The organism is Thermosynechococcus sp. (assembly GCF_025999095.1).
Taxonomy (GTDB): domain Bacteria; phylum Cyanobacteriota; class Cyanobacteriia; order Thermosynechococcales; family Thermosynechococcaceae; genus Thermosynechococcus.
On the sequence record NZ_AP024678.1, the window covers coordinates 1,272,316 to 1,296,640 of the forward strand.

Annotated in this window: 20 protein-coding genes; 8 read left to right on the forward strand and 12 right to left on the reverse strand. The window is 54.0% G+C overall.

The annotated features are described in order from the left end of the window. The first annotated feature begins 161 nt into the window (after positions 1–161). The 5 genes from Q0W94_RS06220 (at position 162) to Q0W94_RS06240 (ending at position 3,704) form a co-directional block, all read left to right on the forward strand. Positions 162–656, forward strand: coding sequence for a Photosystem I reaction center subunit III (locus tag Q0W94_RS06220; protein WP_297756789.1), 495 nt, complete (start codon positions 162–164; stop codon positions 654–656). Positions 657–693: 37 nt separating this feature from the next. Next, positions 694–819, forward strand: a complete 126-nt coding sequence (gene psaJ, locus Q0W94_RS06225) for a photosystem I reaction center subunit IX (protein ID WP_011058244.1) — start codon at positions 694–696, stop codon at positions 817–819. A gap of 201 nt (positions 820–1,020) precedes the next feature. After that, a complete protein-coding gene (gene rplI / locus Q0W94_RS06230; protein WP_297756791.1) occupies positions 1,021–1,479 on the forward strand; it encodes a 50S ribosomal protein L9 in 459 nt (152 codons plus the stop codon). Positions 1,480–1,493: 14 nt separating this feature from the next. After that, a complete protein-coding gene (gene dnaB, locus Q0W94_RS06235) occupies positions 1,494–2,843 on the forward strand; it encodes a replicative DNA helicase (protein WP_297756793.1) in 1,350 nt (449 codons plus the stop codon). Between the two features lie 102 nt (positions 2,844–2,945). Beyond that, positions 2,946–3,704 (forward strand): ChaB family protein, encoded by a 759-nt coding sequence (locus Q0W94_RS06240; protein WP_297756795.1) that lies wholly within the window; start codon positions 2,946–2,948, stop codon positions 3,702–3,704. A 573-nt stretch (positions 3,705–4,277) separates the two neighbouring features. Here the strand turns inward: Q0W94_RS06240 and Q0W94_RS06245 are convergent. After that, positions 4,278–6,146 carry a hypothetical protein gene (locus Q0W94_RS06245; protein WP_297756797.1) on the reverse strand — a complete coding sequence of 623 codons (1,869 nt, stop codon included), beginning with the start codon at positions 6,144–6,146 and terminating at the stop codon, positions 4,278–4,280. Between the two features lie 61 nt (positions 6,147–6,207). Continuing rightward, complete coding sequence (gene guaA / locus Q0W94_RS06250; RefSeq protein ID WP_297756798.1) at positions 6,208–7,815, reverse strand: glutamine-hydrolyzing GMP synthase; 1,608 nt, start codon at positions 7,813–7,815, stop codon at positions 6,208–6,210. Positions 7,816–8,046: 231 nt separating this feature from the next. Between guaA and Q0W94_RS06255 the strand changes: the two genes are divergently transcribed. Together Q0W94_RS06255 and lspA are read left to right on the forward strand one after the other, a co-directional pair. Further along, a complete protein-coding gene (locus Q0W94_RS06255) occupies positions 8,047–9,126 on the forward strand; it encodes an Mrp/NBP35 family ATP-binding protein (RefSeq protein WP_297756799.1) in 1,080 nt (359 codons plus the stop codon). Beyond that, positions 9,123–9,599, forward strand: a complete 477-nt coding sequence (gene lspA / locus Q0W94_RS06260; protein WP_297756801.1) for a signal peptidase II — start codon at positions 9,123–9,125, stop codon at positions 9,597–9,599. Before Q0W94_RS06255 ends, lspA begins: the two co-directional genes overlap by 4 nt. Here lspA and Q0W94_RS06265 read toward each other — a convergent pair. Continuing rightward, positions 9,596–10,327 (reverse strand): metallophosphoesterase family protein, encoded by a 732-nt coding sequence (locus Q0W94_RS06265; protein ID WP_297756803.1) that lies wholly within the window; start codon positions 10,325–10,327, stop codon positions 9,596–9,598. The two genes, lspA and Q0W94_RS06265, sit on opposite strands and share 4 nt — an antisense overlap. Positions 10,328–10,338: 11 nt before the next feature. Beyond that, complete coding sequence (locus tag Q0W94_RS06270; protein WP_297756805.1) at positions 10,339–12,006, reverse strand: DUF3370 domain-containing protein; 1,668 nt, start codon at positions 12,004–12,006, stop codon at positions 10,339–10,341. A gap of 467 nt (positions 12,007–12,473) precedes the next feature. Between Q0W94_RS06270 and Q0W94_RS06275 the strand changes: the two genes are divergently transcribed. Further along, positions 12,474–13,202: a response regulator transcription factor gene (locus tag Q0W94_RS06275; RefSeq protein ID WP_011058255.1), complete on the forward strand. Its 729-nt coding sequence runs from the start codon at positions 12,474–12,476 to the stop codon at positions 13,200–13,202. Here Q0W94_RS06275 and Q0W94_RS06280 read toward each other — a convergent pair. From Q0W94_RS06280 to Q0W94_RS06315, 8 genes are all read right to left on the reverse strand, one after another. Next, positions 13,199–15,016 carry an NYN domain-containing protein gene (locus Q0W94_RS06280; protein ID WP_297756809.1) on the reverse strand — a complete coding sequence of 606 codons (1,818 nt, stop codon included), beginning with the start codon at positions 15,014–15,016 and terminating at the stop codon, positions 13,199–13,201. The two genes, Q0W94_RS06275 and Q0W94_RS06280, sit on opposite strands and share 4 nt — an antisense overlap. A gap of 55 nt (positions 15,017–15,071) precedes the next feature. Next, on the reverse strand, positions 15,072–16,085 hold the full coding sequence (gene rlmN, locus Q0W94_RS06285) for a 23S rRNA (adenine(2503)-C(2))-methyltransferase RlmN (protein ID WP_297756811.1): 1,014 nt from the start codon (positions 16,083–16,085) through the stop codon (positions 15,072–15,074). Between the two features lie 340 nt (positions 16,086–16,425). Then, entirely contained in the window at positions 16,426–17,565 is a 1,140-nt protein-coding gene (locus Q0W94_RS06290) for a TPR domain-containing glycosyltransferase (RefSeq protein WP_297756813.1), read from the reverse strand. Then, positions 17,565–17,780 carry a regulatory protein SipA gene (sipA, locus tag Q0W94_RS06295; protein ID WP_297756815.1) on the reverse strand — a complete coding sequence of 72 codons (216 nt, stop codon included), beginning with the start codon at positions 17,778–17,780 and terminating at the stop codon, positions 17,565–17,567. Before sipA ends, Q0W94_RS06290 begins: the two co-directional genes overlap by 1 nt. Positions 17,781–17,872: 92 nt before the next feature. After that, complete coding sequence (locus Q0W94_RS06300) at positions 17,873–18,247, reverse strand: cytochrome c (RefSeq protein ID WP_297756817.1); 375 nt, start codon at positions 18,245–18,247, stop codon at positions 17,873–17,875. Positions 18,248–18,352: 105 nt separating this feature from the next. Beyond that, positions 18,353–19,696: a four-carbon acid sugar kinase family protein gene (locus Q0W94_RS06305; protein WP_297756819.1), complete on the reverse strand. Its 1,344-nt coding sequence runs from the start codon at positions 19,694–19,696 to the stop codon at positions 18,353–18,355. A gap of 271 nt (positions 19,697–19,967) precedes the next feature. Next, the gene (gene metH / locus Q0W94_RS06310; protein WP_297756821.1) at positions 19,968–23,516 is read right to left on the reverse strand and encodes a methionine synthase; all 3,549 of its coding nucleotides are present in this window, start codon (positions 23,514–23,516) and stop codon (positions 19,968–19,970) included. Between the two features lie 136 nt (positions 23,517–23,652). Further along, positions 23,653–24,321, reverse strand: coding sequence for a glycoside hydrolase family protein (locus Q0W94_RS06315; protein WP_297756823.1), 669 nt, complete (start codon positions 24,319–24,321; stop codon positions 23,653–23,655). Positions 24,322–24,325: the final 4 nt, after the last annotated feature.

Sequence of the window (24,325 nt, forward strand, 5' to 3'; positions counted from 1 at the left end):
TCGCCAGGGGAAGTATTAGTCACTATTTGCCCTCGTAAAAATTATTAACCTTTCCCCTAGGGTTGGGTTGAAGCCCATCCGCTAAAATGATGGCAGCCTTGGGAGGGATTGCTCTCTCCGTAAATGCACTTTGACCTGTCTGCATTTGAGGACAACACTCCATGCATCGATTGTTAGCCCTACTCCTGGTTTTGACCCTGTGGCTAGGTTTTACCCCCCTAGCTTCTGCTGACGTGGCAGGACTCGTTCCTTGCAAAGATTCCCCAGCCTTTCAAAAGCGGGCCGCTGCTGCCGTCAATACCACCGCTGATCCCGCCTCCGGCCAAAAACGGTTTGAGCGCTACAGCCAAGCTCTCTGCGGCCAAGATGGTTTGCCCCACCTTGTTGTGGATGGTCGCCTCAGCCGCGCCGGTGATTTTCTCATTCCTAGTGTGCTCTTCCTGTACATTGCCGGCTGGATTGGCTGGGTGGGTCGCGCCTATTTGATTGCCGTGCGCAACAGCGGCGAAGCCAATGAAAAAGAAATCATTATTGATGTGCCCCTTGCCATCAAATGCATGCTCACGGGGTTTGCTTGGCCTTTGGCCGCCCTCAAGGAGCTGGCAGCGGGTGAACTCACCGCCAAAGACAATGAAATCACTGTTTCTCCTCGCTAACCTCACTGCCGTTGACTGTGATTAAGGACAACGTACCATGAAACATTTTTTGACCTATCTTTCTACTGCGCCCGTGCTGGCCGCCATTTGGATGACGATTACCGCTGGGATTTTGATTGAGTTTAATCGCTTCTATCCCGACTTGCTCTTCCATCCCCTCTAAGTGAACCCTTAACTTTTGAACAAACTCGGTACAAGGGTGGAACAGTGTTCTGCCCTTTTTTTTTTGTTGCGATCGCGTAGCGCGCCGTAGGTGTTCGCACCCTAGAGGCTATACAATGGTTATTTGTCCTAAAATAACAGCCGTAGCCACCAGCGCTGACGCTTGCTGTTAACCCATCCAGTTCAACGAAAGAGGATCCCCATGGCAAAGCGGGTGCAAGTTGTCCTAAATCAAACCGTCAATAAACTCGGGCGAATGGGTCAAGTCGTCGAAGTCGCCCCCGGCTATGCCCGTAATTACCTATTCCCAAGAGGGATTGCCGAGCCAGCAACCCCCAGTGCCCTCCGGCGCGTAGAGCGGCTGCAAGAAAAAGAACGGCAGCGGCTCGCCGAACTCAAAAGCGTTGCTGAAAAACAAAAAGCGACCCTCGAAAAACTGGCAACCATTACCATCTCCATGCCTGCGGGTGAAAAAGATATGCTCTTTGGCAGTGTCACGCCCAAGGATGTGGCCGATGCCATCCAAGCCATCACCGGCGAAACCATTGACCGTCGTGACATAACTCTGCCGGAAATTCGCAAATTGGGCACCTACACGGCTGAAATCAAGCTCCACCCCGAAGTGAGTGTCAAGCTCAATATCCAAGTTGTTGCCGATTAGGGCTAGCTTCCCTGATGATTCAGGAGCCAAGTTTTCAGCCCGATAGCCAACTGATTCCCCCCCAGAACCTCGAAGCGGAAGAGTGGATCTTGGGGGGTATTCTCTTAGACCCGGAAGCCATCAACCGTGTGGTGGATATTTTGCCGGTTGAAGCCTTTTATCTCAAGGCCCACCGCGAGATCTATCGGGCGGCGGTCTCCCTCCACAGCCGCGGCAGCCCTACGGATCTGCTGTGTGTCACTGCTTGGCTACAGGATCAGGAGCTATTGGAGAAAGTGGGTGGGCAGGCCAAACTGGCAGAATTGGTGGAGCGGACGGTCAGTGCCATTAACATTGATCGTTACGCCCTATTGGTCAAAGAAAAGTATTTGCGCCGCAAACTCATTGAAGCGGGCAACCAGGTGGTCAAGCTGGGCTACGATACCAGCCTTTCGTTGAATACCATTTTGGATCGCGCCGAACAGCAAATCTTTAGCGTTACCCAGGATCGCATTCAGCAGGGATTGACGCGCACCGATGAAATTCTTACCCGCACCTTCACGGAATTGGAGCAGCGGGCGATCGGCAATATTCAGCCGGGTTTATTCTGCAATTTTTATGATCTGGACAACATCACCCAAGGCTTCCAGCGATCGGACTTGATTATTATTGCGGGGCGTCCTTCCATGGGTAAGACGGCGATCGCCCTGCAAATTGCCCGTCGCATTGCTGAAATTCACAATCTGGGGGTGGCTATCTACAGCCTTGAAATGTCCAAGGAGCAACTGGTGCAACGCCTCCTCGCCAGTGAAGCCCGCATTGACAGCAACTATTTACGGGCGGGGCGCATTAGCCAACACCAGTGGGAACCCCTGAGTCGAGCGATCGGGATTCTCTCGCAGCTGCCCATCTACATTGACGACACCCCGAATCCCACCCTTGGGGAAATTCGCTCCACTGCCCGTCGACTCCACGCCGAGCATCCCAACGGCCTCGGCCTCATTTTGATTGACTACCTGCAACTGATGGGCGGTGAAGAAACCAGTGAAGGCCGCGTCCAAGAACTCTCCAAAATTACCCGCTCCCTCAAGGGACTGGCGCGGGAACTCAATGTTCCCGTCATTGCCCTTTCTCAACTCAGCCGCAGTGTGGAATCGCGGCAAAACAAGCGCCCCCTGATGTCCGACTTGCGGGAATCGGGATCGATTGAACAGGATGCTGACCTCGTCATTTTGCTGTACCGCGATGAATATTACAATCCCGATACACCCGATCGCGGGATCTGTGAACTCCTGATTGCCAAACACCGCAATGGCCCTGTGGGCACAGTAAAGCTGCTCTTTGACCCCCAATACACCCGCTTCGAAAACCTTGCCCGCGATTAGTCAAGGGGGGACAGGGTTCTGCTTTTTCCCCACTCAGGGTCGGTGTCAACGGGATTGACGCCTATCTATACTGAGGGCAACTTCCGACGGAGAGAATACTCTATGAGTACTGCCTTTACTCAACCAGCAACGAAATGTGTCTCGGCCACGTTCCGGGAGGAACCCAAAGTCAAAGAAGCGATCGAACGGCTCTTAAATCGCGGTGTTCCTAAGGAAAATATCTCTATCATTGGTCGCAATTTTCAGTCTGAAGCCCGTATCAGTGGATTTATTACTAAGAAAGATATTATTTTGGATGGCGTTACCACTGGCGCACTCTACGGCTCTATCTTTGGTTCACTGCTGAGTCTGTTGACGGGGGTCGGTGTCCTTTTCATTCCCTTCATTGGTGTTGTTGCTGCTGCTGGACCCTTAGCTGCTGCTCTGTTGGGGGCCACAAGTGGCGCCCTCTACGGTGCCCTAGGAGCTGGGCTAGGATCAGCGCTGATCTCCCTAGGCATGCCCCAGGATAAAGCGGCCATTTACCAAATGCGGGTACAGGCGGGTGAATTTTTGCTAGTTGTAGAAGTCCCTGAGGACAAAGCAGGGGAGATCTTTCTCCTATTGCAATCCGCTGGTGGTCAAGAGGCGGCAATTACGGAGATGCAAATTCCGCGTCAACCTGAGGGGCAGTTGTCTGGTCCAGAGGACATTTCCCCAGAGGTGCGCGCAGATCTCTCGGAGGCGGCGCAGTCTCAATTTGTCGCAGCCTATAATGAGGCACTGCAGGAATCCAATGATGAGAAAAATGCCCTGATTAAGGCTTGGGAACACATCAAGCGCCTCTTCCAACGCAATGACAAGGGAATCTATGGCACCTAGGCGGTAGGATATGCCGTGCTGATGGACCTATGACCTAGTCCAAGAGCCCCTTGGAGGCTGGTGTACTGATCCACCAGCCTTTATAGCTGTTGCAGTAGGGAATGAGACGTTGTTTAGATAATTACAAATCATTTCATGAGTAGAACCCTTTGACTGTGCATACATCCGCGCTCGCTTCAGCGAATTGATTAGACAAGCCTCGAAATGCCCCGCAACCTCTGTCGCTAAAGCCCGCCAGTCCAGTTTCCAAGAAGGACGGGGAATAAGGGTGGGCGCTCAGTTGTCTCCCTTGAGTCGGTGATGGATAGTGGCGCGACTTAGCTGGAAAATTTGAGTGGCTTCCCTGATTTTACTCCCTTGCTTGATATCGGAGAGAGGGCATTCTTGTCAGTCCAAGCCATCGCTCATGTTCTTTAAGGACTTTAAGGATAGGTATGACTCTCTAAGTGTAATTAATTATTTCTCTTTCTGATGTGTCACTCCCTTTCGAAATAGCTATATCTTGTGTCCTCAGGCTGAGAATGGCTGTCCCTGAGACGGGGGAGGATGTGAAGGGCACAGGCTCTAGTCATCTTACTGCCGTGATCCGCCAAATAACCAATGGAGATTAACCCCTATCCCTGGGGACTCCTGACCGACGAGCCCTGAATTGGGAATACTGCTGCCGACTGCCGTTGAGCCATAGAGATCGATTCCCAAACCCCACTGGGGCAGGACATAGCGCAATCCGGCACTGTAAACACCTGTTTGCCCAAAGACAGGTGTGGCTTCGGCAATCAATTGGAGGTTGGGGACAACTTCAACATTGAGGCCGATTCCAACGCCACCCACCACTTTTTGAGCGGGAGTAAAAATCCCCAACTTCGGATTCAGCAGCAGTGCCACAGTCTTGGTTGGCTCATACATAAAGGCCAGTTCCAAACCCCCGAGGGAACGACTCGCACCCCCTCCCTGCTTAATGCCACGATTAAATGAGCCTTGAAAGGCCAAAGAAAAGGGATCTCCTTGAGCCTGATCGAGGAAGCGCAACTTAGCTGCTAGGCCCAACTGTAGGTTACCGCTGTAGTTGCTGTTTTCGATGAGGGTTTCACCGCGTTCCCACTGTTCAATGGCAACAGCCAATTGGGCATCGTAGGCTAGCCCAAAGCCCACCTGAAAACCGGTTCCTGTAGTGCCGCTATTGCCCCGCAGGTACAGCATACTTGCATCGAGGGTATTGGGGGAAGTAAGAGTTAGACCATTGAGGAGCAGTTGGCGATCGCGATCCGTGAGGGGTTGCCGCGGCCCACTGCGAAAACTGGGCAGAAAAGGGGGAGCAAAATCAGGTCCCATATTGGGGGTATAGCTTAATCCCGCCATGATGCCCACTTGATCGGCACCGGGCAAAAAAGCCAAGGTACGACCTGCAGGGGTGATGCCAAAGGCGTTGGTTGCTGCCAGATCAATACTCACCGAGGGGTTCACGAGGAAACGCACACCAGTACTCCACACGGGCAGGTTGACGATCGCGCCATCACTACTGCGCACCGCATTGCCCCCAGGTCCCACCGGCATATTCACATCGGCAAAGAGGTTAAGGCGAGGATGGGGTTGCCAACTGATGCCGGTGCCAAAGTTGAGGTTGGTGCCGTAGAAGTTTGCCCCGCCGTTAATGGTGTCGGGAAAGTAGGTGAGGTTGGGTGTAAAGTGCCACTGTAACTGGGGATTGAAGGTGTAGGTAAGGGGAGCTTGGAGTGAAGCCGCCACCGTCCATGTTCCCGTTGGCGCCGCAGCGGGCGTAAAGAGAAAATTGCTCGATCGCAGCCGCACCGCCTCTAGGGAGCCAGCCACGGCTAGGGAGAGGTTTTTGCCACGATGCACTTGATATTTGAAGCCGCCGGCGATCGCCCCAAACTGAAGGTCGGGTTGTAGCCCATTCACCAAGCGTCCCAGGGGGTCGTCGTAGTAATTACCACTCAAGCTCACTTGCAAACGATGATTGATGGCATAGTCAATGGAGCCATAGAAAATTTGCAGACCGCCGCCACCTCCAGCTATGTCGGGATCATAGTTGCGAATGCCGCCCCGCAGTTCAAGGGTTTGCGCGGGCAGGATATTGGCCGTCTCCAAATTAAAAAGACGGGTAGGCGGACCCATTAAGGGGGGAATGCGATACTGGGGTTCTTCGGCAATGACCGGTCTCGGTGCCTGCTCAGCCACGGGAGCTAAGACAGGTTGCGCCAATTCCTCTGGGGTTGCTGGCTGCCACGGGCGATCGCCCGTGGGTTGAGGAACAGCTTGCCACTGGGGGGGAGTTTCCGCCGTTGGTGCCACTTCAAAGGTTGGGTGAGTTGTTGGCCGAGCCTCAATTTGCCACTGGGGTGGACTCGATTGCGCCGTTGCCCCTAGGGGCAGCCACACACCTGCACTGAAGCTAAGGGCCAGCGTCCATTTGCTATTCATGCCACATCACTCACACCACCATCTCTCCCAGTTAAACTGATCCCTCCCCCTGCTGGCAAACTTACTCCCACTCAATAGTTCCCGGCGGCTTGGAGGTAATGTCATAGACCACCCGATTGACCCCCGGCACTTCATTGACAATGCGGTTAGAAATTCGCTCCAGGACGTCGTAGGGAACCCGTGCCCAGTCAGCGGTCATGCCATCTTCGCTGGTGACAAATCGCAGCACCACTGGATAGGCATAGGTGCGCTGATCCCCCATGACTCCCACGGTGCGAATCGGCAGTAACACCGCAAAGGCTTGCCAAAAGTCGTGGTACATCTCAGCGCGGTTAATTTCCTGCCGCACAATTAGATCCGCATCCCGCAGAATCTCTAGACGTTCCGGGGTCACTTCCCCCAGAATCCGAATTGCTAAACCGGGACCGGGAAAGGGATGGCGCCGCACAATTTCTTCGGGTAGCCCCAGCGATCGCCCCACTTGGCGCACTTCATCCTTAAAGAGCTTGCGTAGGGGTTCCACCAGCTTAAAACGCAAGTTCTCCGGCAGGCCGCCAACATTGTGGTGGCTCTTAATTTTCACTGCTACGCGCTCACCAGTTTGGGGGTCAATGTTGGTATTGGCAGATTCAATGACATCGGGATAAAGGGTTCCCTGCGCTAAGTAGTCAAAGGGACCTAGCCGCTGTGATTCTTCTTCGAAAACGCGGATAAATTCATGGCCAATGCGTTTGCGCTTTTCTTCAGGATCGGTGACCCCCACCAGTTGGGCAAGGAAGCGATCGCGGGCATTGACGTACTCCACTTTGATGTGAAACTGCTCCTGAAAGAGCTTGAGCAGCCGCTCCGGCTCACCCTTGCGCATGAACCCCTGGTCAATAAACATGCAGGTGAGTTGATCGCCAATGGCACGGTGCAGTAAAAACGCCAATGTTGAGGAATCTACCCCCCCCGACAGGGCAAGGAGGACCCGTTTGTCGCCCACTTTGGCTCGCACTTCGCGGATGGCTTCTTCAATGAAGGCAGCGGTTGTCCAAGTGGGTTCGCAATCACAAATGTGATAGACAAAGTTGCGAATCAGGGCAATGCCCCCCACAGAATGCACCACCTCTGGGTGAAACTGCACTCCATAGAGTTTCCGCTCGGGATGGGCGATCGCTGCCATTGGCGTATTGTGGGTATGCGCCAAGACACGAAAACCAGGGGGCAACGCGGTGACACTATCGCCATGGCTCATCCACATAACCGTTTCCTGCTCAACATTGGTGAGCAGATCCGTGGGGTCATCAATAAAAAGCGCCGCCTTGCCATACTCGCCGGCGATCGCTCGCTCCACCCTTCCCCCCAACTGTTGCACCATCAGTTGCATGCCGTAGCACACCCCAAGAATGGGAATCCCCAGGTTCCAGATCTGCGGATCGCATTGGGGCGCATGTTCGTCATAGACAGAGTTGGGGCCACCGGAGAGAATAATGCCCTTGGGTGCCAATTGGGCGAGTTGCTCAGCGGTGGTGCGATAGGAAATGACCTCGGAATAGACTTGGGTCTCCCGAATGCGGCGGGCAATCAGTTCCGAGTATTGCGACCCAAAATCAAGAATGACAATGAGTTGGCGTTGCAGGCCTTGGCCAGGGGCTGTTGTCGGTTGGTAGAGGGTGGAGTGAGTCAACGTTGCAATCCTTCTGATCCCAAATGGCTCATACTTTCCAGAATAGCGCCCTTTTCTAGAAATATGGCCTGGGGGAAGTGATTCTCGCCGACGCTGACTCTAGCTGTTTTCAGCGGGTTGACTTCTTGACAGCGCCGCGGTATCGCTGCTGTTGGCAACGGGGGGGAATTTGCCCAACATGATACGATCGCTATCTAAGCTACTCAATAAACGTCAGTTATTCATTACCCCATGAGTGCCCCCTTAACCGTTGAATCTGTTTTAGCAGTGCTGCGCCCCGTTGAAGATCCGGAGCTGCGGCGATCGCTGGTGGAGTTGAACATGATCCGCGATGTCGCCATTGAGGATGGCACGGTTCGTTTTACACTGGTGCTGACAACCCCCGCCTGCCCCCTACGGGAATTCATTGTCGAAGATTGCAAAAAGGCCGTCTTTGCCCTACCGGGGGTAATGGATGTGCAAGTGGCAGTGACCGCTGAAACGCCCCAGCAAAAAAGTCTGCCCGATCGTACCGATGTACCAGGGGTCAAAAACATTATTGCCGTCTCCAGTGGTAAAGGGGGGGTTGGCAAAAGCACTGTTGCTGTGAATTTAGCCCTGGCCCTTGCCCAAGCGGGGGCTGCCGTCGGCATTATTGATGCGGATATCTATGGACCCAATGTCCCCACAATGCTGGGGCTAGAGGAGGCCATTGTCGAAGTGCGCAAGGAAGCAAGAGGCGATGTCCTGTTACCCCCAGTGGCCCACGGCTTGAAAGTGGTCTCCATGGCCTTCCTGATTGATCGCGATCAGCCAGTCATTTGGCGCGGTCCCATGCTCAATGGCATTATTCGCCAATTTCTCTACCAGAGTGACTGGGGAACGTTGGACTATCTCATTGTGGATTTGCCGCCCGGTACGGGAGATGCTCAGCTCACTTTGGCACAGGCGGTGCCCATGGCAGGGGTAGTGATTGTCACAACACCCCAACCTGTGGCCCTTGGGGATGCGCGGCGGGGATTGCGGATGTTCCAGCAGTTGGGGGTAACGGTCCTGGGGTTAGTGGAAAATATGAGCTACTTTATTCCCCCTGATCTGCCCAATCGTCGCTATGACATTTTTGGCAGTGGCGGTGGCGAAGCCTTGGCAGCGGAAGTGGGTGTGCCGCTTTTGGGACAGATACCCTTGGAATTGCCCGTGCGCGAAGGGGGAGACTTGGGTCAACCGATTCTGATAGCGGATCCGCAGTCTGCTGCTGCTCAAGCGCTGCGGGCGATCGCCCAACAGGTGGCAGCACGAGTCTCTGTGGCTGCCCTGAGCTCTGTGGGATGAGCAGTCAGCGGTTCAAGATCAAGAACTTCCTCTTTTGGTGGGCTGCTGGTCTTGCCTTAGCTAGCGATCGCCTGACCAAAGCATGGATTGTGGCCACCTATGCCCTCACAGTGCCGCCGCAAACAACGCCCATTATCCCGGGTGTCTTTCACATTACCTACGTTACGAATACTGGAGCAGCCTTTAGCCTCTTTGCCAATGGCAGTCTCTGGTTGCGCTGGCTGTCTCTCATTGTTAGCTTGGGGCTGATCACTTGGGCAATTCTAGGTCCGCGGTTAGATCGCTGGCAGCAGGTGGGCTATGGTTGTTTACTGGGTGGCGCCTTGGGCAATGGCATTGATCGCTTTCTCACGGGTGAGGTGGTTGACTTCTTAGATTTTCGCTGGATTCAATTTCCCGTCTTTAATGTGGCAGATATTGCCATCAACATCGGCATTGGGTGTCTTTTGTGGTCCGCGTGGCACCAACGCTAGCCCCTGCTCCAAGACAACTCTGCCAAATCAACGACAAATGTGTCCAGTTCCCCCTGGCGAGTACCACCGTAGAGCACATTCACTTGATAGACCCATTGATTGGTCCAGTCGAGGGCAGTCAGGTAGCCACTGCGCTGATGGTAAGCACCGGTTTCAATGTCTAGCCAACCGGCCCCCCGCACAATTTGTCCTGCTTGAACCCTGGGAAACGTAAAGGTAATGGTGTGTCCAATCACAATAGTTTTATCTGTAAAGTAGGGGCGGGGGTGAGCTAAAAAGGACTCGCGAATCCAGCAACACTCTTGCTGAGTTTGCTGTTCTAGGGGCAATGCCGGATTCAGTCCCGCATGGACAATAAACACATCCCCTAAATCTTGATAGAGGGGCACTGTGTGCAGCCAATCCAAGTGTTCCCAAAGCAACTCTGTGGAAGTGTAGCTGGCAAGAGTCTCATCCCCACCACTTTGGGACCAAACCAAGAGTCGTGCCGGATTGATTTGTTTGCCCTCAAAGGTGAGAAGCATCATATCCTCATGGTTACCCCGTAGGGCACCATAGCCACCCTGTCGCACCAATTCAACTACGGCGGCACTCTTGGGGCCTCGATCCACAAGGTCACCAAGGAAGTAGAGGCGATCGCCCGCTGTGGGTGAAATGAGATCCAGCAAATGGCACAGACCCGCGTAGTGACCATGCACATCCCCAATCAGGATCAGGCGGCTGTCCACCGTGGTGACTCCTAGGGTGTAGTGACAGGTGTGAGGGAGAGAGAATTGGGAGCGACGGGCACTTGAGTGGTGTTCTCATAGCTAGGGCCAAGTAATGTCGCCACTGTCAGCACTTGGGGTGGGGTTGCATCGGGCGGATAGAGGAGATCTACAGTAACATTCCTTTTTTGACCTGGACGCATATTTAACGTTACTAACGGTTCTCCCCGCTGACCCCGCCGCTGGACCAAATGAACATAGCGCTCTTGCATCTGTCCTAAATCATCTGTGAAGCGGACGCGCACCGTTCCTCGGAAAAAGACCTGGGGGGCTGGCGGTTCCAAAAATTTGAGGACAACACTGCGGTGATCTTGCTTGACAGGGGTTTGCAGCGTTAGCACTACGGACTGCAACTGGCGGGTATTGTTGACCAAGGGCAAGGTCAAACTGTAGTGAACACCGTAATTGCCGTGGGCATAGTAGGCAGTGTCTGGATAGCGTACCAACATGGGCGCACTTTGAATTTGACCCGTGCCAAGGGTGCCGCCGTGGAGCGTACTAATCCCATAGGAGATGGCTCGCCCCGGTGCAGGAATTGTTAAAGCCTGTCCATGGGTTTGGTAATCGGTAAGGGTGGCTTGCCAGCGAGAGCCTTGACTGACCCCGGCGACACGGCCATAGAAGAAGCGACCAAATCGATCACTGTTGGGGGGAGTCGGTGGAATGTCACGGGGAGTAACCAGTTGACCCCGGTGGAGCATTGCCCACCATTCCTCTAGGGTGGGTGCCCGTTCGATGCCCTGCTCGTTGACGCGGGCAAACATTGCCATTTGTGCCAGATAAATCGGGCCACTGCTTTCTAAGTACATCAGGGTTGAGCGGCCATTGGAGGAGGAGACATCACCAAAGGGATTTGGATCCGGGATTAGGGGCAACTTGGGACCGACCGTGCCATCGCCATTGAGCATCAACTCTGCGCGGACACGATTGAGGACTGCATTGGGAAACTGGGTGGGCAACGGCAGCGGCAGATTAGCCAGCATCCGCGCTTCGCGCGGGGGAATCGTGACCTGTGAGGGAAAGAAGGTTTGGCGTACCCCCCGCAGCACTTGGTTGGTGACTCGACTCCCAGGCCCTGAAAAAACAAAGCCAGTGGGGTTATCGACCATGGCGGGCAAATCGCGGAAAGGGGCATCTGGAGTACTTAAAAAACTAGCGGCTTGATGAAATCTCACCGTGACATAGCGATCGGTTGGGTTGTAGGCCAGTAGTCCTAAATAGAGGGTGGGCGTACTCACCGCCCGATTGGATTGGGTAATGTGGTGGGCAAAAACATCAAAGCGCCCCTCTAGGGGATAGTTCAGGTGAGCCCCTGGTTGCCATTTCCCTTGGGGTGGAAAGGTCGAGAGGAGAATCCCCTCTGAGCGTACCATCTCTGGACTGTTGCTGTTAAAGACTGGCACATCGTCTAATTGACCGGGCAGTGGACGAATGTCTTGGGGAAAGTAGGCAAAGTGGGTGGGTGTGACGTAGGCCGTTGCAGCCGGTGGGGAAGAGACTTCAGGGGGTAGGACCTTGATGGGTACGGCATTGGCTTGAACAACAACATTTGAGCGAGGCGAATATTCCTGTATGACGGTGGATGAATGTTGGGGTGGAGTTGCAAGAGCGGCTTGTGCCACAAAAATGGGAGCCAGCATATTCGATCCAAACCACAGCATTACAGTGAGTGAGCAGTTCGCAAAAGTCAGGACAGGATCATCGTTTCTGCCCAAAAGTTGCATTCCCAAAGTATAGCCTAGGTTTGTGGAAAATCCGCTCAAGAGCGCATAAAGCTTGCAGCATGAACGTACCTCCAGCTTGGTTTGCTCTGCCTGTAGCACCCTAGAACTGGGTTTCAAACCGCACCAAGGGCTGATTAGAAAGTGGTCTAGGCCAATTGAGAGGGTTAGTAACCCATCAATTCTGTAAAGCTGGTGTAGGACAACATCCTATGTGCTGGGTATAGTCCAATTTTAGAAAGAAAAGGTCTATATCCCTAGATTGGCCTCAAATATTGAGAAAATCTAAAGAAACTCAACAAACTCTTAAGGTTTTTGCAGCGATGTTTATAATTCTCTCAGAAGCGGTAGTCCGCCGCCCATGAGGATTGAGTACCGTTCATCCTATGAAGCCCCGCATCTTAATCATTGATGATGACCCTGCGATCGCTGACGTTTTGGCAATTAACCTGCAAATGGCGGGCTACGAGGTCACAAAGTCCTTAGATGGGATGCAAGGCCAAGCCCTCGCTGTGCAACTCTCTCCCGACCTGATTCTCCTTGACCTGATGTTGCCCCAAGTAGATGGCTTTACCATTTGCCAACGCCTGCGACGCGATCCGCGTACCCAAGATATTCCGATTTTGATGCTGACGGCCCTGAGCCAAACCCATAATAAGGTGGAGGGGTTTAATGCCGGCGCTGATGACTATCTCACCAAACCCTTTGAATTGGAGGAAATGCTGGCACGAGTACGCGCCCTCTTGCGACGGGCCGATCGCATTCCTGCCACAGCAGGCCATCGAGAAATCCTCAGCTATGGTCCCTTGACCCTAGTGCCCGAACGATTTGAGGTCTCTTGGTTTGGCAAAATCATTAAGCTAACACGCCTTGAGTTTGAACTGCTCCACTGTCTGCTGCAACGCCACGGCCAAACCGTTTCTCCCAGTGAAATCCTTAAGGAAGTCTGGGGCTATGACCCCGATGATGACATTGAAACCATCCGCGTCCATGTGCGTCACCTGCGCACCAAACTGGAACCCGATCCCCGCAATCCTCGCTATATCAAAACGGTTTATGGCGCTGGGTATTGTTTAGAGTTGCCAAGTCATATTGAACCCCCCAATGCCTCCTAGGAGGGAGGTTCTGGTGCCTTCTCTGGACTCTTTGAAGGCAGTTGCAGCGGCTGCAGGGGAACCGCTTGGGCAAAGACCTGCTCATTGATTGTCTCACCAATCCTGCTGAGGCGCTCTTCCACAGCTTGGCGAAAACGGGTTTGCAGCTCGATAACCAAACTAGGAAAGTCCTTGATGGCAGGGTTGAGGGTAAGGGTGTCACCACTGGAGGATAAGGCGCGCGTTAGAATACCCGCTTTGACATAGTTGGCGATCGCCCGCTTGATTCCCGTCTCACTAATTGGCTGCCCCTCCTTGGGGATCTGCTCAAAAATGGCGTTAGTAATTCTTCTCGAGGCCACATTGCGGGGGCGATGAGCGATTAACCAGTGTCCGACGTTAGTTAAGAGGGAATCTCCGGCGACTTCATGGGCAAAAAGGGCGCGATAAATCGAGACAGTGTGGATACTCTGTGGCTTATGGGTATGAACTGTGCAGTCCTCGGGGAGCTTATTTCGCCAACAGAGAACAGCTTTGCGCAATTGACTATTCACGGCAACGCAAATAGGTAACTGATGCTGATCGGCTAGATAAGCCACCCAGCTGGAGGGCTTGAGGAAACCAAACCGCAATGGGTCCAGTTGGGGAAGTACCGATTTAATATCCAAAAAGACAGTATCAAAAACAATTCCGTTGACTAGTTCCTGGGATTTTGCCGGGTCGCTAGTATAGTGAGACAACAGTTCCAGTAGTTTTTCGGTTTCCCGTTGGCCGATAGCACTCCCGGGAATTTGATTATAGTTCAATGGCTCAATGGGTAAGCGAGAAGACAATAACGGTGCAGCCTGACTTGTCGTGCTGGCTGGATTGGATTGACGAGGGAAAGGCGTGCCGTTTCTCCCATTGGTTGAGGGGGAATCAATGAAGGGATTCTCAAGGAAAATAAATTGGTGGCAAACCTTCTGAAAGCTGAGACTAGCAGCATTCCAATAGGCACAGCCAATCACAGTTTTGCCGTAGTCGCGCAGGCGCAGGGCAATGGAGCCAAACCCACCATCACCGGAGATCAGAACGAAGGTGTTGATGTCAGGATAGTGGTGAATCAAGTCAATGGCATCGAGGGCGAGCTGAATGTCAGCGGCATTGCGTTGATCTCGATTGTGGCCATAGACAGGAACCTGTTGAATCTGTGAGCGCTTGAGTTGATCGTTAAGGGCTTGAAGCGTTTTATTTTGCCAGTTGCCATAGGCGCGCTTGATGGCAATTTCCCCCAGATCAATGGTGCTTTTAATTGACTCCAGAATCTTGTCTAGGGACACAAGCTCATTGACTTTGGCGGGGTCTAACCGCTGCCCTTGGTTAAAGACTAAGTTCTCAATGTCGTAGAGGACAGCGGTTTTTAGGGTATGTGCGGGGGGGTGGGGTCTTTGCAGTAGGGTCTGAATAGTTTGCAGCGCCGCACTTTGGGCGTGAATGGTTTCAATCAGTGGCTGTAGTGTCTGGGCTATCTCGTTGGGAATCGGGCGCAGGGCTTCGGGCAGTACTTGATGCAGTTGTTGTTTGAGGTCAGTGAGTTGTTGGTGTTGTTGCTCGAGTCTTTGCAGCAGATGTGTTTTGAGTTCGGTAGTCTCTGGGAAAGATACGAGGAAGCTGTGAAGGTCTTGAAGCAGGCGATCGCTACGGCGTTGGTTCTTTTCAATGAGGGGAGCACCCGCAAGGGCACCAATACCACTCCCTAAAAGGGCTGCTAAGGGTTGTTGGGGTTGAATCAGCGTGGCAATACCACCGAGGGCGATCGCGCTAATGGGAGCAACGAACCAAAGCTCTGGCTTCATTCAATAAAGTAATAGGAATTACAGGAAATTAGAAAGTTATGATAGCAAAAAATGTTTAGGCAATGAGTTGGGCTTGGCGCAATTGGCCACAGGCAGCTTGCTGATCTAGACCCCGCGAGCGCCGAATGCTGGCTGTAACCCCTCGGGCTTGCAGTTGATTGAGAAATTGCTGCAGGCGCTGATCCGTGGGACGTTGATAGGCTGCCTCAACAATGGGATTGTAGGGAATCAGGTTGACATGGCTTTGGAAGCCCCGCAATAGCTGCGCCAGCGCCTCGGCGTGCTGGGGGCGATCGTTGACCCCCGCCAGAACAGTGTATTCAAAGGTAATGCGGCGACCGGTGTGTTGCACATAGGCACGACAGTCGGCAATTAACTGGCTGAGGGGATAATGCTTGGCACTGGGAATAAGTTGCTCGCGTAGGGCTTGGTTGGGGGCATGGAGGCTGACCGCAAGGGTGGTTTGCAATTGGTGCTGTGCCAGTCGCTGAATTTGTTGGGGAATGCCCACGGTGGAAATGGTGATGTGCCGCTGACCAATGCCAATATCGCGATTGAGACAGGTGATCGCCTGCACAACAGCAGGTAAGTTTAGCAGGGGTTCGCCCATGCCCATGAATACCACATGGCTGACACGGCGCCCCATTTCACTTTGGATCGTGAGCACCTGATCCACGATTTCGTGGCACGCCAGATTGCGGCGGTACCCCCCTTTACCGGTGGCACAAAAATCACAAGCCATTGGGCAGCCGACTTGGGAAGACACGCAGACCGTCAGGCGATCGCCACTGGGAATGCCTACCGTTTCAATGGTTTCACCATCGGCTAAGGTCAACAGCAGCTTCACTGTGCCATCCTGGGCATCATGGCGGTGGCGAATCTCTGAGCGGCCAATCTCTACACCTGTAAGGGCATCACGCCACTGTTTCGGAAAGACAGTGATCTCTTGGAGCGATCGCGCCCCCTTTTGATAGAGCCACTGATGGAGTTGTTGCCCCCGATAGCCGGGCTGCCCTTGGGCTTCTACCCATGCTTTCAGTTCTGCTGCGGACTGTCCCAGCAGTACCATAGTCTTCAACCAATTGAACTGCCCCTTGATCCTAACAAACTGGTGACCTCCCCCCGCCGCCAATCCGACGGGTAGAGCCTGGGCTTCCCAACCAAAGGACCACCCGAAGTCGTCAAGAACTCCTCAATCCAAAGTCAGTGCTAATCATTCGACCATAAACCGGAGTTGGGCTGTGGGATTCCCATTGAGGCAATGCCTAAGGGGGTTGGCTTTGGCTACTGCGGCTCCAAGGTCAAGATTGCCCCACGATGGGGCTTTCGGCTGACCAAGGCCTGCTTTGTCACCAAGCGCTTTCAAGGATGCATGGGGATTCCCGCAGCCGCGGGAGCGGGTACTCGCATTACCCTTGATTTGCCGATGCCGTCAGCAGTTGTTGCAGGTACATCTGAGCAGGGGGATAGTCAGGGTTAAATTTAAGGGTCTTTTGAAAATAGGCAATGGCGCGATCGCGCTCCTGAAGGGTCATATAGGTGTAGCCCAGACTGTAGGCGGGCTGGGTGGTCATCCACTGGCGATCAAAAGGTTCCGTTCGATCGTAGGTGCCCGCCTCAAAAAGGTCTAAACAGCGGTGAAAGTAGGGCAGCGCCCCCCGCTGCAAACCTAGCTCAAAGACAAATAGCCCAGCCACATAGAGCAAGGGCGGATAGCAATCAAAGAAGCGCAGGCCATAGCTGAGGTAATACTGAGCGGTTTCGTAGTCCTTGGCTGCAAAGGCGTGGTAACTAACCCAAAAGAGAAGATGACGTAGCCAGGTGGTGTCCCTAGGGAGTATCCCTTGTTGGACGGCAGGGGCAATCTGCTCGAGGGCTTGTTCATACCATGCTTGGGAGCGATCGCTATCGCCACAGGCGGCGTAGTGATCCCCAAGGCAGACCAAGGTTTGCAGTCGGCGATCGCCCTGCTGCACCATTTTCTCGAGGATAGGGATATTGCGATCGCGAATTTTGGCCAGGAATTGCTCTTGGCTTTGTTGGTTGTGGTGAATGAGATAAACCCCCTGCAATTGACCCACCACCGCTTCTCGTTCTCGATAGTAGAGTTGCTCATGGAGTGCTCCGGCAAAATGGAGGTCGGGGAAGCGGCGGCCAAAGCGCACATTCCAAAATTCACTCCAGTTGCGATCGCTAGACTGTTCACGGCGCAGCAGACTCCACTGATTCATGGCATGGGCACTCGGCGCAGTCAATTGATCTTGCCAGTGGGCATCCGTAACCACCAATTCTTCATCGGCATCAATGTAAAAGACCCACTCCCCGGTTGCGTGGGCTAGGGAGGCATTGCGGGCAGCAGCAAAGTCCCCCTGCCAGAGCACTGAATGGACATGGGGGGTAAATTCGCGGGCAATGGTGATCGTCTCATCGGTGGAGCCTGTGTCCACAATAATAATTTCATCCACCCAAGGCTGAACCGACTGCAAGCAACGCCGCAATTGATGGGCTTCGTTTTTGACAATCATGCACAGGGACAGCAGGGGAGCCATTAAACCCGCTTCAAATACTTGGCTTCCAGCAAAAAGGCACCCCGCTCGAGTCGCACCACCCAATAGTTTCCCGGTTGCTGGCCTAGAATAACCCCTTCTTCACCGAGGGTGAGGATACTGGCGGGACGCAACATTGGCATCGGTTCCGCTGTTTTCACATAGGGTGGCAGTTCCACAAGGCGAACGCGATCGCCCACTGCAAAGACGTCTTCCATTCCCACCAAAGGATGCTCGAAATTGGCAATGCTAATAACACAATTTTTAATTTAATATACCGGTTTCACCGGTGGGATTTTTGTCAAAATTTTTAGAGTGTCTTCAAGTAGCTTAATAGGTCAGCCATGTCTTGGGGCTGGGCTTGAAACTTGGGCATGGGTGGGGTATTGCCACTGATAATTTGCTGAATGAGCTGGACCTGCGATCGCCGGTGGCTAATCTGCACGAGGCTAGGGCCGACTTCCCCCTTACCATCAATGCCATGGCAGCCCGCACAGTTGAGGATAAAAATTTGTTCGCCGCGACTGGGATCGCCCACCGTCGCCCGTACGGCTTGAATGTAGGGATCCTGCAGGGGCAACAGGAGAGAAAACATCCAACCGCCGCCCATCAGCAGTACTACTAAAACAGGCAGCAGCCACCGCCATACCGTTGATTTCGCCCCAACCGTGTTGACTAAACTCATTCACTTATCGGGAAAGATTAAAAATTGTTTATTATTGTTACAACTGCATTCTAAACCCTGAACTCAGCTAGATTCAAGGGAGTGGGTAATCATTCCTAATCATTCCTAAATTGCAGGGCCACTGCCCTGAAAGCGATGATAAACCGTGCGCAGGGCCTCGCGATCGCCCACATTGCCGGGGAACAGCACCACGGGTAATTCTGGAAAGCGGGGATGATCAGCACCAGTGCGCACAACGGAGCAGCCGGGAATCACTTGCCCCAAGAGGCGAACCGTGGCTAGGTTTAAGCCCTTACTCAGGACATCGTTGGAAGTGATGCCTCCTTTGCTGATCAGATAGCGCAAATCGGTGGGTAACTGCTGAACGATCGCCATCAGCCCTTCAGAAACCCGCTGCCCAAAGGTTAACCGTGTCGGTGCATCTGCAAAGGTGAGTTCCTCACGGCTGGTATAGATGACGGGGGTTTTCCCCTGGGCGATCGCCCGATCCACCGCCGCCAAGACCTCCGCAATGATTTCTGCTTCAGCCACCGCACTGTCCCGCAATCGTGCCACGGGCACTTCAATGGGAAACACATCGGGTTCCTGCAGCAGGGCGGTCAGCTGTTCAGTGGTTTTGCGCACATGGGAACCCACTAAAACTACGCCATAGCGCCCAGGGCGGCAATAGGTGGCCATTGCCTCTGGGGGGGTGGGTTGGGGGGGCAGTTGTGCGAGGGCAGTCAGTAAACTGGCGGCACTGCGGAACAAAAAGCGTTTTCCTTGGCTGACCACCTGCAGCACCGCTGCTGCAAATTGATCCAAATCTCTTTGGCTTTCGGCATCCACAACGGCGCAGACATTACCTTGTAATTGAGTCAAGCGGCTGAGCAGGGTCTCTGGATTGCGTATATCGGCAAGGACAAAGCGCTCCACAGCTGTTGCACGAATGCGCCCTTGGGTCTTTTCGGCCACATAGTCGGGCAAATAACTGTGGTGGTAGCCAAAGACGGAATCGCGAGCAAACTCCGTCTCATGGACAGGCACAGCCTGACCCTCGACCATGAGATAGTGCTGGCTATCGCGGGTAATGCGCCCCCCCTCCAAAAAGGCAGGCACTAGAAAATGGGCATCAAAGGGACCCAGTTCCGCAGCAATGATATCCGTTTCCAGGGGATAGTGGCCGCGGAGGGTGGAGTCAGAACGACTGACAAGAATGTAGTCGGTTGTGCCTGTTTGGGCGATCGCCTCCTTGAGATGACGACAAACCGTGCGCGTTACTTCCGCTGCCATTTCTGCTGGCAAGGCACGGGTATTGGTGAGGATAAAAAAGATGGGTACGCTATCGGCAAGGCCACGACAGAGGGTATCCACATCCCAACGGGTCAACAGCAGGCAACTGTGCACCGTTTGCGAACCGGTGGGGTCATCATCTAGGACAATAATTTTTGGGCGCGTCACCGCGGGCATCTCCGGCACTCTTTACGTTTGCAGTTTATCATTGGGGCGATCCCCCATCGGAACCAATAGCGATTGAATTTGCTGGAGGCCATGCTTCCAATCAGAACTGCTAAGGGGATGAACTTGCTGCAACCAATCAAAACATGCCCCTCGGCTTAGCAGCGGATGGATAACTCAAATTGCTGGCTTTTTGGGAATCCACGGCTAGAGGCTCCCTAGTCGTCAAAGAACTGTTCGCCCAACAGGGTTTTCGCTCCGATTGGTCCAAGGAAAGCTGGGCTTAGACGCTAAAATACTTGGCGGTGGGATGGTAGCAGATAATGGCTGTCGTGGATTGCTCAGGGTAGAGTTGTTCGCTCTCGTCCATATACATCCCCATGCGATCGCTCTGAAGGAGTCGCAGTTGCGTATATTGGTCCTGCATATTCGGGCAGGCAGGATAACCAAAGCTATAGCGGGAGCCTTGGTAGCGCTGGGCAAGAATATCGCGAATGGACTCAGGATCGGGAGTGCAGCCCAACTCGCGGCGAATGCGGGCATGACACCACTCGGCGAGGGCTTCAGCGGTTTGCACCGCCATCCCGTGGAAGTAGAGGTAGTCACTGTATTGATTGGCGGCAAATAGCTGCTGCGCCACTTGGGTGGCAATTTCACCAACGGTGACAGCCTGCATGGGAAAGACATCAATGATGCCGGATTCCACAGGGGCAAAAAAATCAGCAATACACAGGCGCCGGCCACCCTTTTGGCGGGGGAAGGTAAACTGGGCGATCGCCCGCTCAGGAACACAGGCATCTTTATCCCCTACCCTTTGGGGATCATAGATATAGACAGTGTTGCCCTCACTTTGGCAGGGGAAGTACCCATAAATCAGTTCAGGGTGGAGCAGGTTCTCAGCAAGGATGCGCTGTTTCCACGCCTCAAGGATGGGATAGACCTTCTCAGTAAGGAAGGCGTCGTAGGTGGCACGGTCTTGATCTTTGGGTTTACGAAACTGCCACTGACCTGCAATCAGGGCTTGGAGATCCAGATAGGCAAAGACCTCAGAAAGTGGAATCTGATCCGGCTTGAGGTGACGAATGCCCCAGAAGGGGGGTGTGGGGCGGGGAATATCTACAGCAACCGCTTCAGAGCGGCGGGTATCCACCACTTCTGGTGTTGCGGGTTCCGCAACCGAGGTGGGTTCGGGGGCGATCGCCGGCATGCTCACCGCTTCTTCTGGGGTAGGGGCACCATCTAGAAAGCCACGGCGATCGTCCCACTGGCCTGCCGCCTTGGCACTCATTAGCCGATCCATAAAATGCAAATCGGCAAAGGCATCCTTGCCGTAGATCACTTGACCGTGGTAGGTGGACTGGCAATCCTCATAGACAAATTTGGGGGTGAGGGCGGCTCCCCCCAAAATGACGGGAACAGTAATGCCCCGCTCATTAAAGACCTCGAGATTTTCCTTCATAAAGGCGGTGGACTTGACCAAGAGGCCGCTCATGGCAATGCAGTCTGCCCGATGCTCCTCATAGGCTTGGATGATATTTTCCACCGGTTGCTTAATCCCCAAATTAATCACCCGATAGCCGTTGTTGGTGAGGATAATGTCCACCAAGTTTTTGCCAATATCATGGACATCCCCCTTCACTGTGGCAATGACGACGGTGCCCTTGGCAGTGTCCCCAGTGGCGGATTTTTCCATAAAGGGTTCGAGATAGGCCACCGCCGCCTTCATTGTTTCTGCCGACTGCAAAACAAAGGGAAGCTGCATCTGCCCAGAGGCAAAGAGTTCGCCCACTACCTTCATGCCGTCGAGCAGGAAGGTGTTGATAATTTCCAGGGGGGCATAGGTTTCGAGAGCTTTGGCAAGGGTGTCCTCCAGGCCCAGGCGATCGCCATCAATAATGTGGCGTTTGAGTCGCTCCTCAAGGGGCAGGTTTGCCACTTGGGAGCGCTCCTGTGTGGTGGTTTTGCCCTCAAACAGGCGGGTCAGTTCCGCAAGGGGGTCATAGACACACACGTCCCCCTCAAACCGCCGGCGGTCGTAGATGAGATCCCGGCAGACCTGCTGCTGCTCTGGCTCAATTTTGGCCAAGGGCAGGATCTTGGCAGCACTGACGATCGCAGCATCCATGCCCGCTTGCATGGCCTCGTGGAGAAACATTGAGTTGAGGACTTGGCGGGCTGCTGGATTTAAGCCAAAGGAGATATTAGAAACCCCCAGCAGAATATGGCAGCCGCGGAGTTCAGCGCGAATTCGCCGAATGGCCTCAATGGTTTCTCGACCATTGCCCCGATCCTCTTCAATCCCTGTGGAAATTGGTAGTGCCAGAGGGTCAAAGAAAATTTCCCAGGGGGGAATGCCGTAGTCAAGGGCGGCCTTGTAAGCCCGCTCGGCAATGGCAAACTTTTTCTCGGCTGTACGCGCCATCCCCTCTTCATCAATAGTACCGATGACCACGCCGGCGCCGTAGGTTTTTGCCAGTTCCAGGACCTTATAAAAGCGGGGTTCACCATCCTCAAAGTTGGTGGAGTTCAGCAAGCACTTGCCCCCGGCCACCTTCAGACCCGCTTCCATCTTTTGCCATTCAGTCGAGTCGAGCATCAGGGGCAGCGTTACGTTGGTAACCAGCCGTGATACCAGCTCGCGCATATCCCGCACCCCATCGCGACCCACATAGTCCACGTTGACATCCAGGATGTGGGCACCTTCGCGCACTTGGGCACGGGCAAGGGCAACGAGACCATCCCAATCTTCGGCATTGAGGAGATCGCGGCATTTTTTGGAGCCACTGGCATTGAGTCGCTCACCAATAATCAGGAAGGAATTCTCTTGGTCATAGGGCTGAGGACTGTAGATGGAGGCGGCAGCGGGAATCCGTTGGGGCGATCGCGCCTTGGGGGTCAGGGTTGCGGCAATCTCTGCGAGGGCCGCAATATGATCCGGTCGCGTGCCACAGCAGCCGCCAATCACTTGTACCCCAAAGTCTTCGACAAAGCGGGTCAGGGCCAGCCGCAACTCCATCGGCGTCAGTTTGTAGTGGGCATGGCCACCGATGTTTTCAGGTAAGCCGGCATTGGGAATACAGGAAATGACAAAGGGGGAGTGCTGCGCAAGGTAGCGGATGTGCTCCGTCATCAAATCGGGGCCGGTGGCGCAGTTGAGACCCAAAATATCAATGGGATAGGGTTCCAGAATCGTCAGGGCAGCGCCAATTTCCGAGCCCACCAGCATCGTGCCCTGCTGCTCCATCGTCACAGAGACCATCAGGGGGCGGCGTTCTCCCCGCTCCTGAAAGACGGCCATCACCCCATTGAGGGCTGCTTTGATTTGCAGGACATCTTGGCAGGTTTCAATGATAAAGAGATCTACCCCGCCGTCAAAGAGGCCCGCCGCCTGTTCGCGAAAGGCCCTGTAGAGGGTGTCGTAGTCAATGTGGCCCAGGGTGGGCAGTTTAGTACCCGGTCCCATCGAGCCGGCAACAAAGCGGGGTTTTGCGGGGGTGCTAAATTCAGCGGCCACGGATTTGGCGAGCTCAGCGGCTTTCTTGCTGATTTCGTAGGCGCGATCGCCCAAATTGTATTCACTTAGAACAATTGCAGAGGAGCCAAAGGTATCCGTTTCAATGACATCGGCTCCTGCTGCCAAAAAATCGCGATGCACCTTGGCCACCGCCTCTGGCTTACTGATGACCAGATATTCATTGCAGCCTTCGTACTCCTTGCCACCAAAATCCTCTGCTGTCAGGTTTTGTGCCTGAAGATTTGTGCCCATTGCGCCATCAAAGACAATGACACGACGGGGTTCTGCATGGAGATACTCAAGAAACGACATAGACATCCACCAAGGCCAGCCGATTTGCACCAGAGGGTTCTTTTGATTTTAATCTGTGGGAGCAAGGGAAAGCCTCTTCATCACTGCGTTCATTGCAAGACCAAAATCAGCGATTGGCGCAGCCGTCGGCAGAGAAAATGAACTAGGGCGATGGGCCCCTCCCCGCAGATTGGGCGGTCTGGAAGGCGGCTAATTCTTGAGCCAACAATTGCTGGTAGATCTCTTCGAGGTGGGGCGTGATCCGGTTGCTCTCCATGCCATAGCCCAGACTGGTCCATGTACCCGACAGCAGGGCAAAGACCTCCTGTACTCGGCCTTGCCGCAGGAGCTGGGGAATATCGGCATTCCAAGCGGCAGAATCCATGAGCCAGCGATAGACCACCTGATCTTGATACTCTGGAGCAAAGCTATAGCCTTGCCAAAACCAGCTTGGCGGTTGGGGATGATAGCGGGCGGCTTTTTCTTGCCAAGTGGTGGTGAGAAATTGATAGCGGCCGGCGGCGGTGGTACACAGGTGCTGATTGGCGCCGCGGCGAATGGGAATACAGCGATCGGGATGCTGGCTGAGGTCTTGGACGTGCTCCCCCCCATAGAGCAGTGTGTAGGGATTGGCATCATTGGCTTCACTGGCAGAAATGGTGCGCATCAGGGCCCGTACATAGGGATCTCCCCCCTGCATCACTAAGGGGGCAATTTGATCCGGCTGCCAGCGGTACCAGTACCACCAGAGAGCACTTGAGCGCGTCCCCAAAAAGAAATAGCCTATTGCCACCAGACCAGCGATCGCCCCCAACCAACGGGAAAAGCGCATCAAC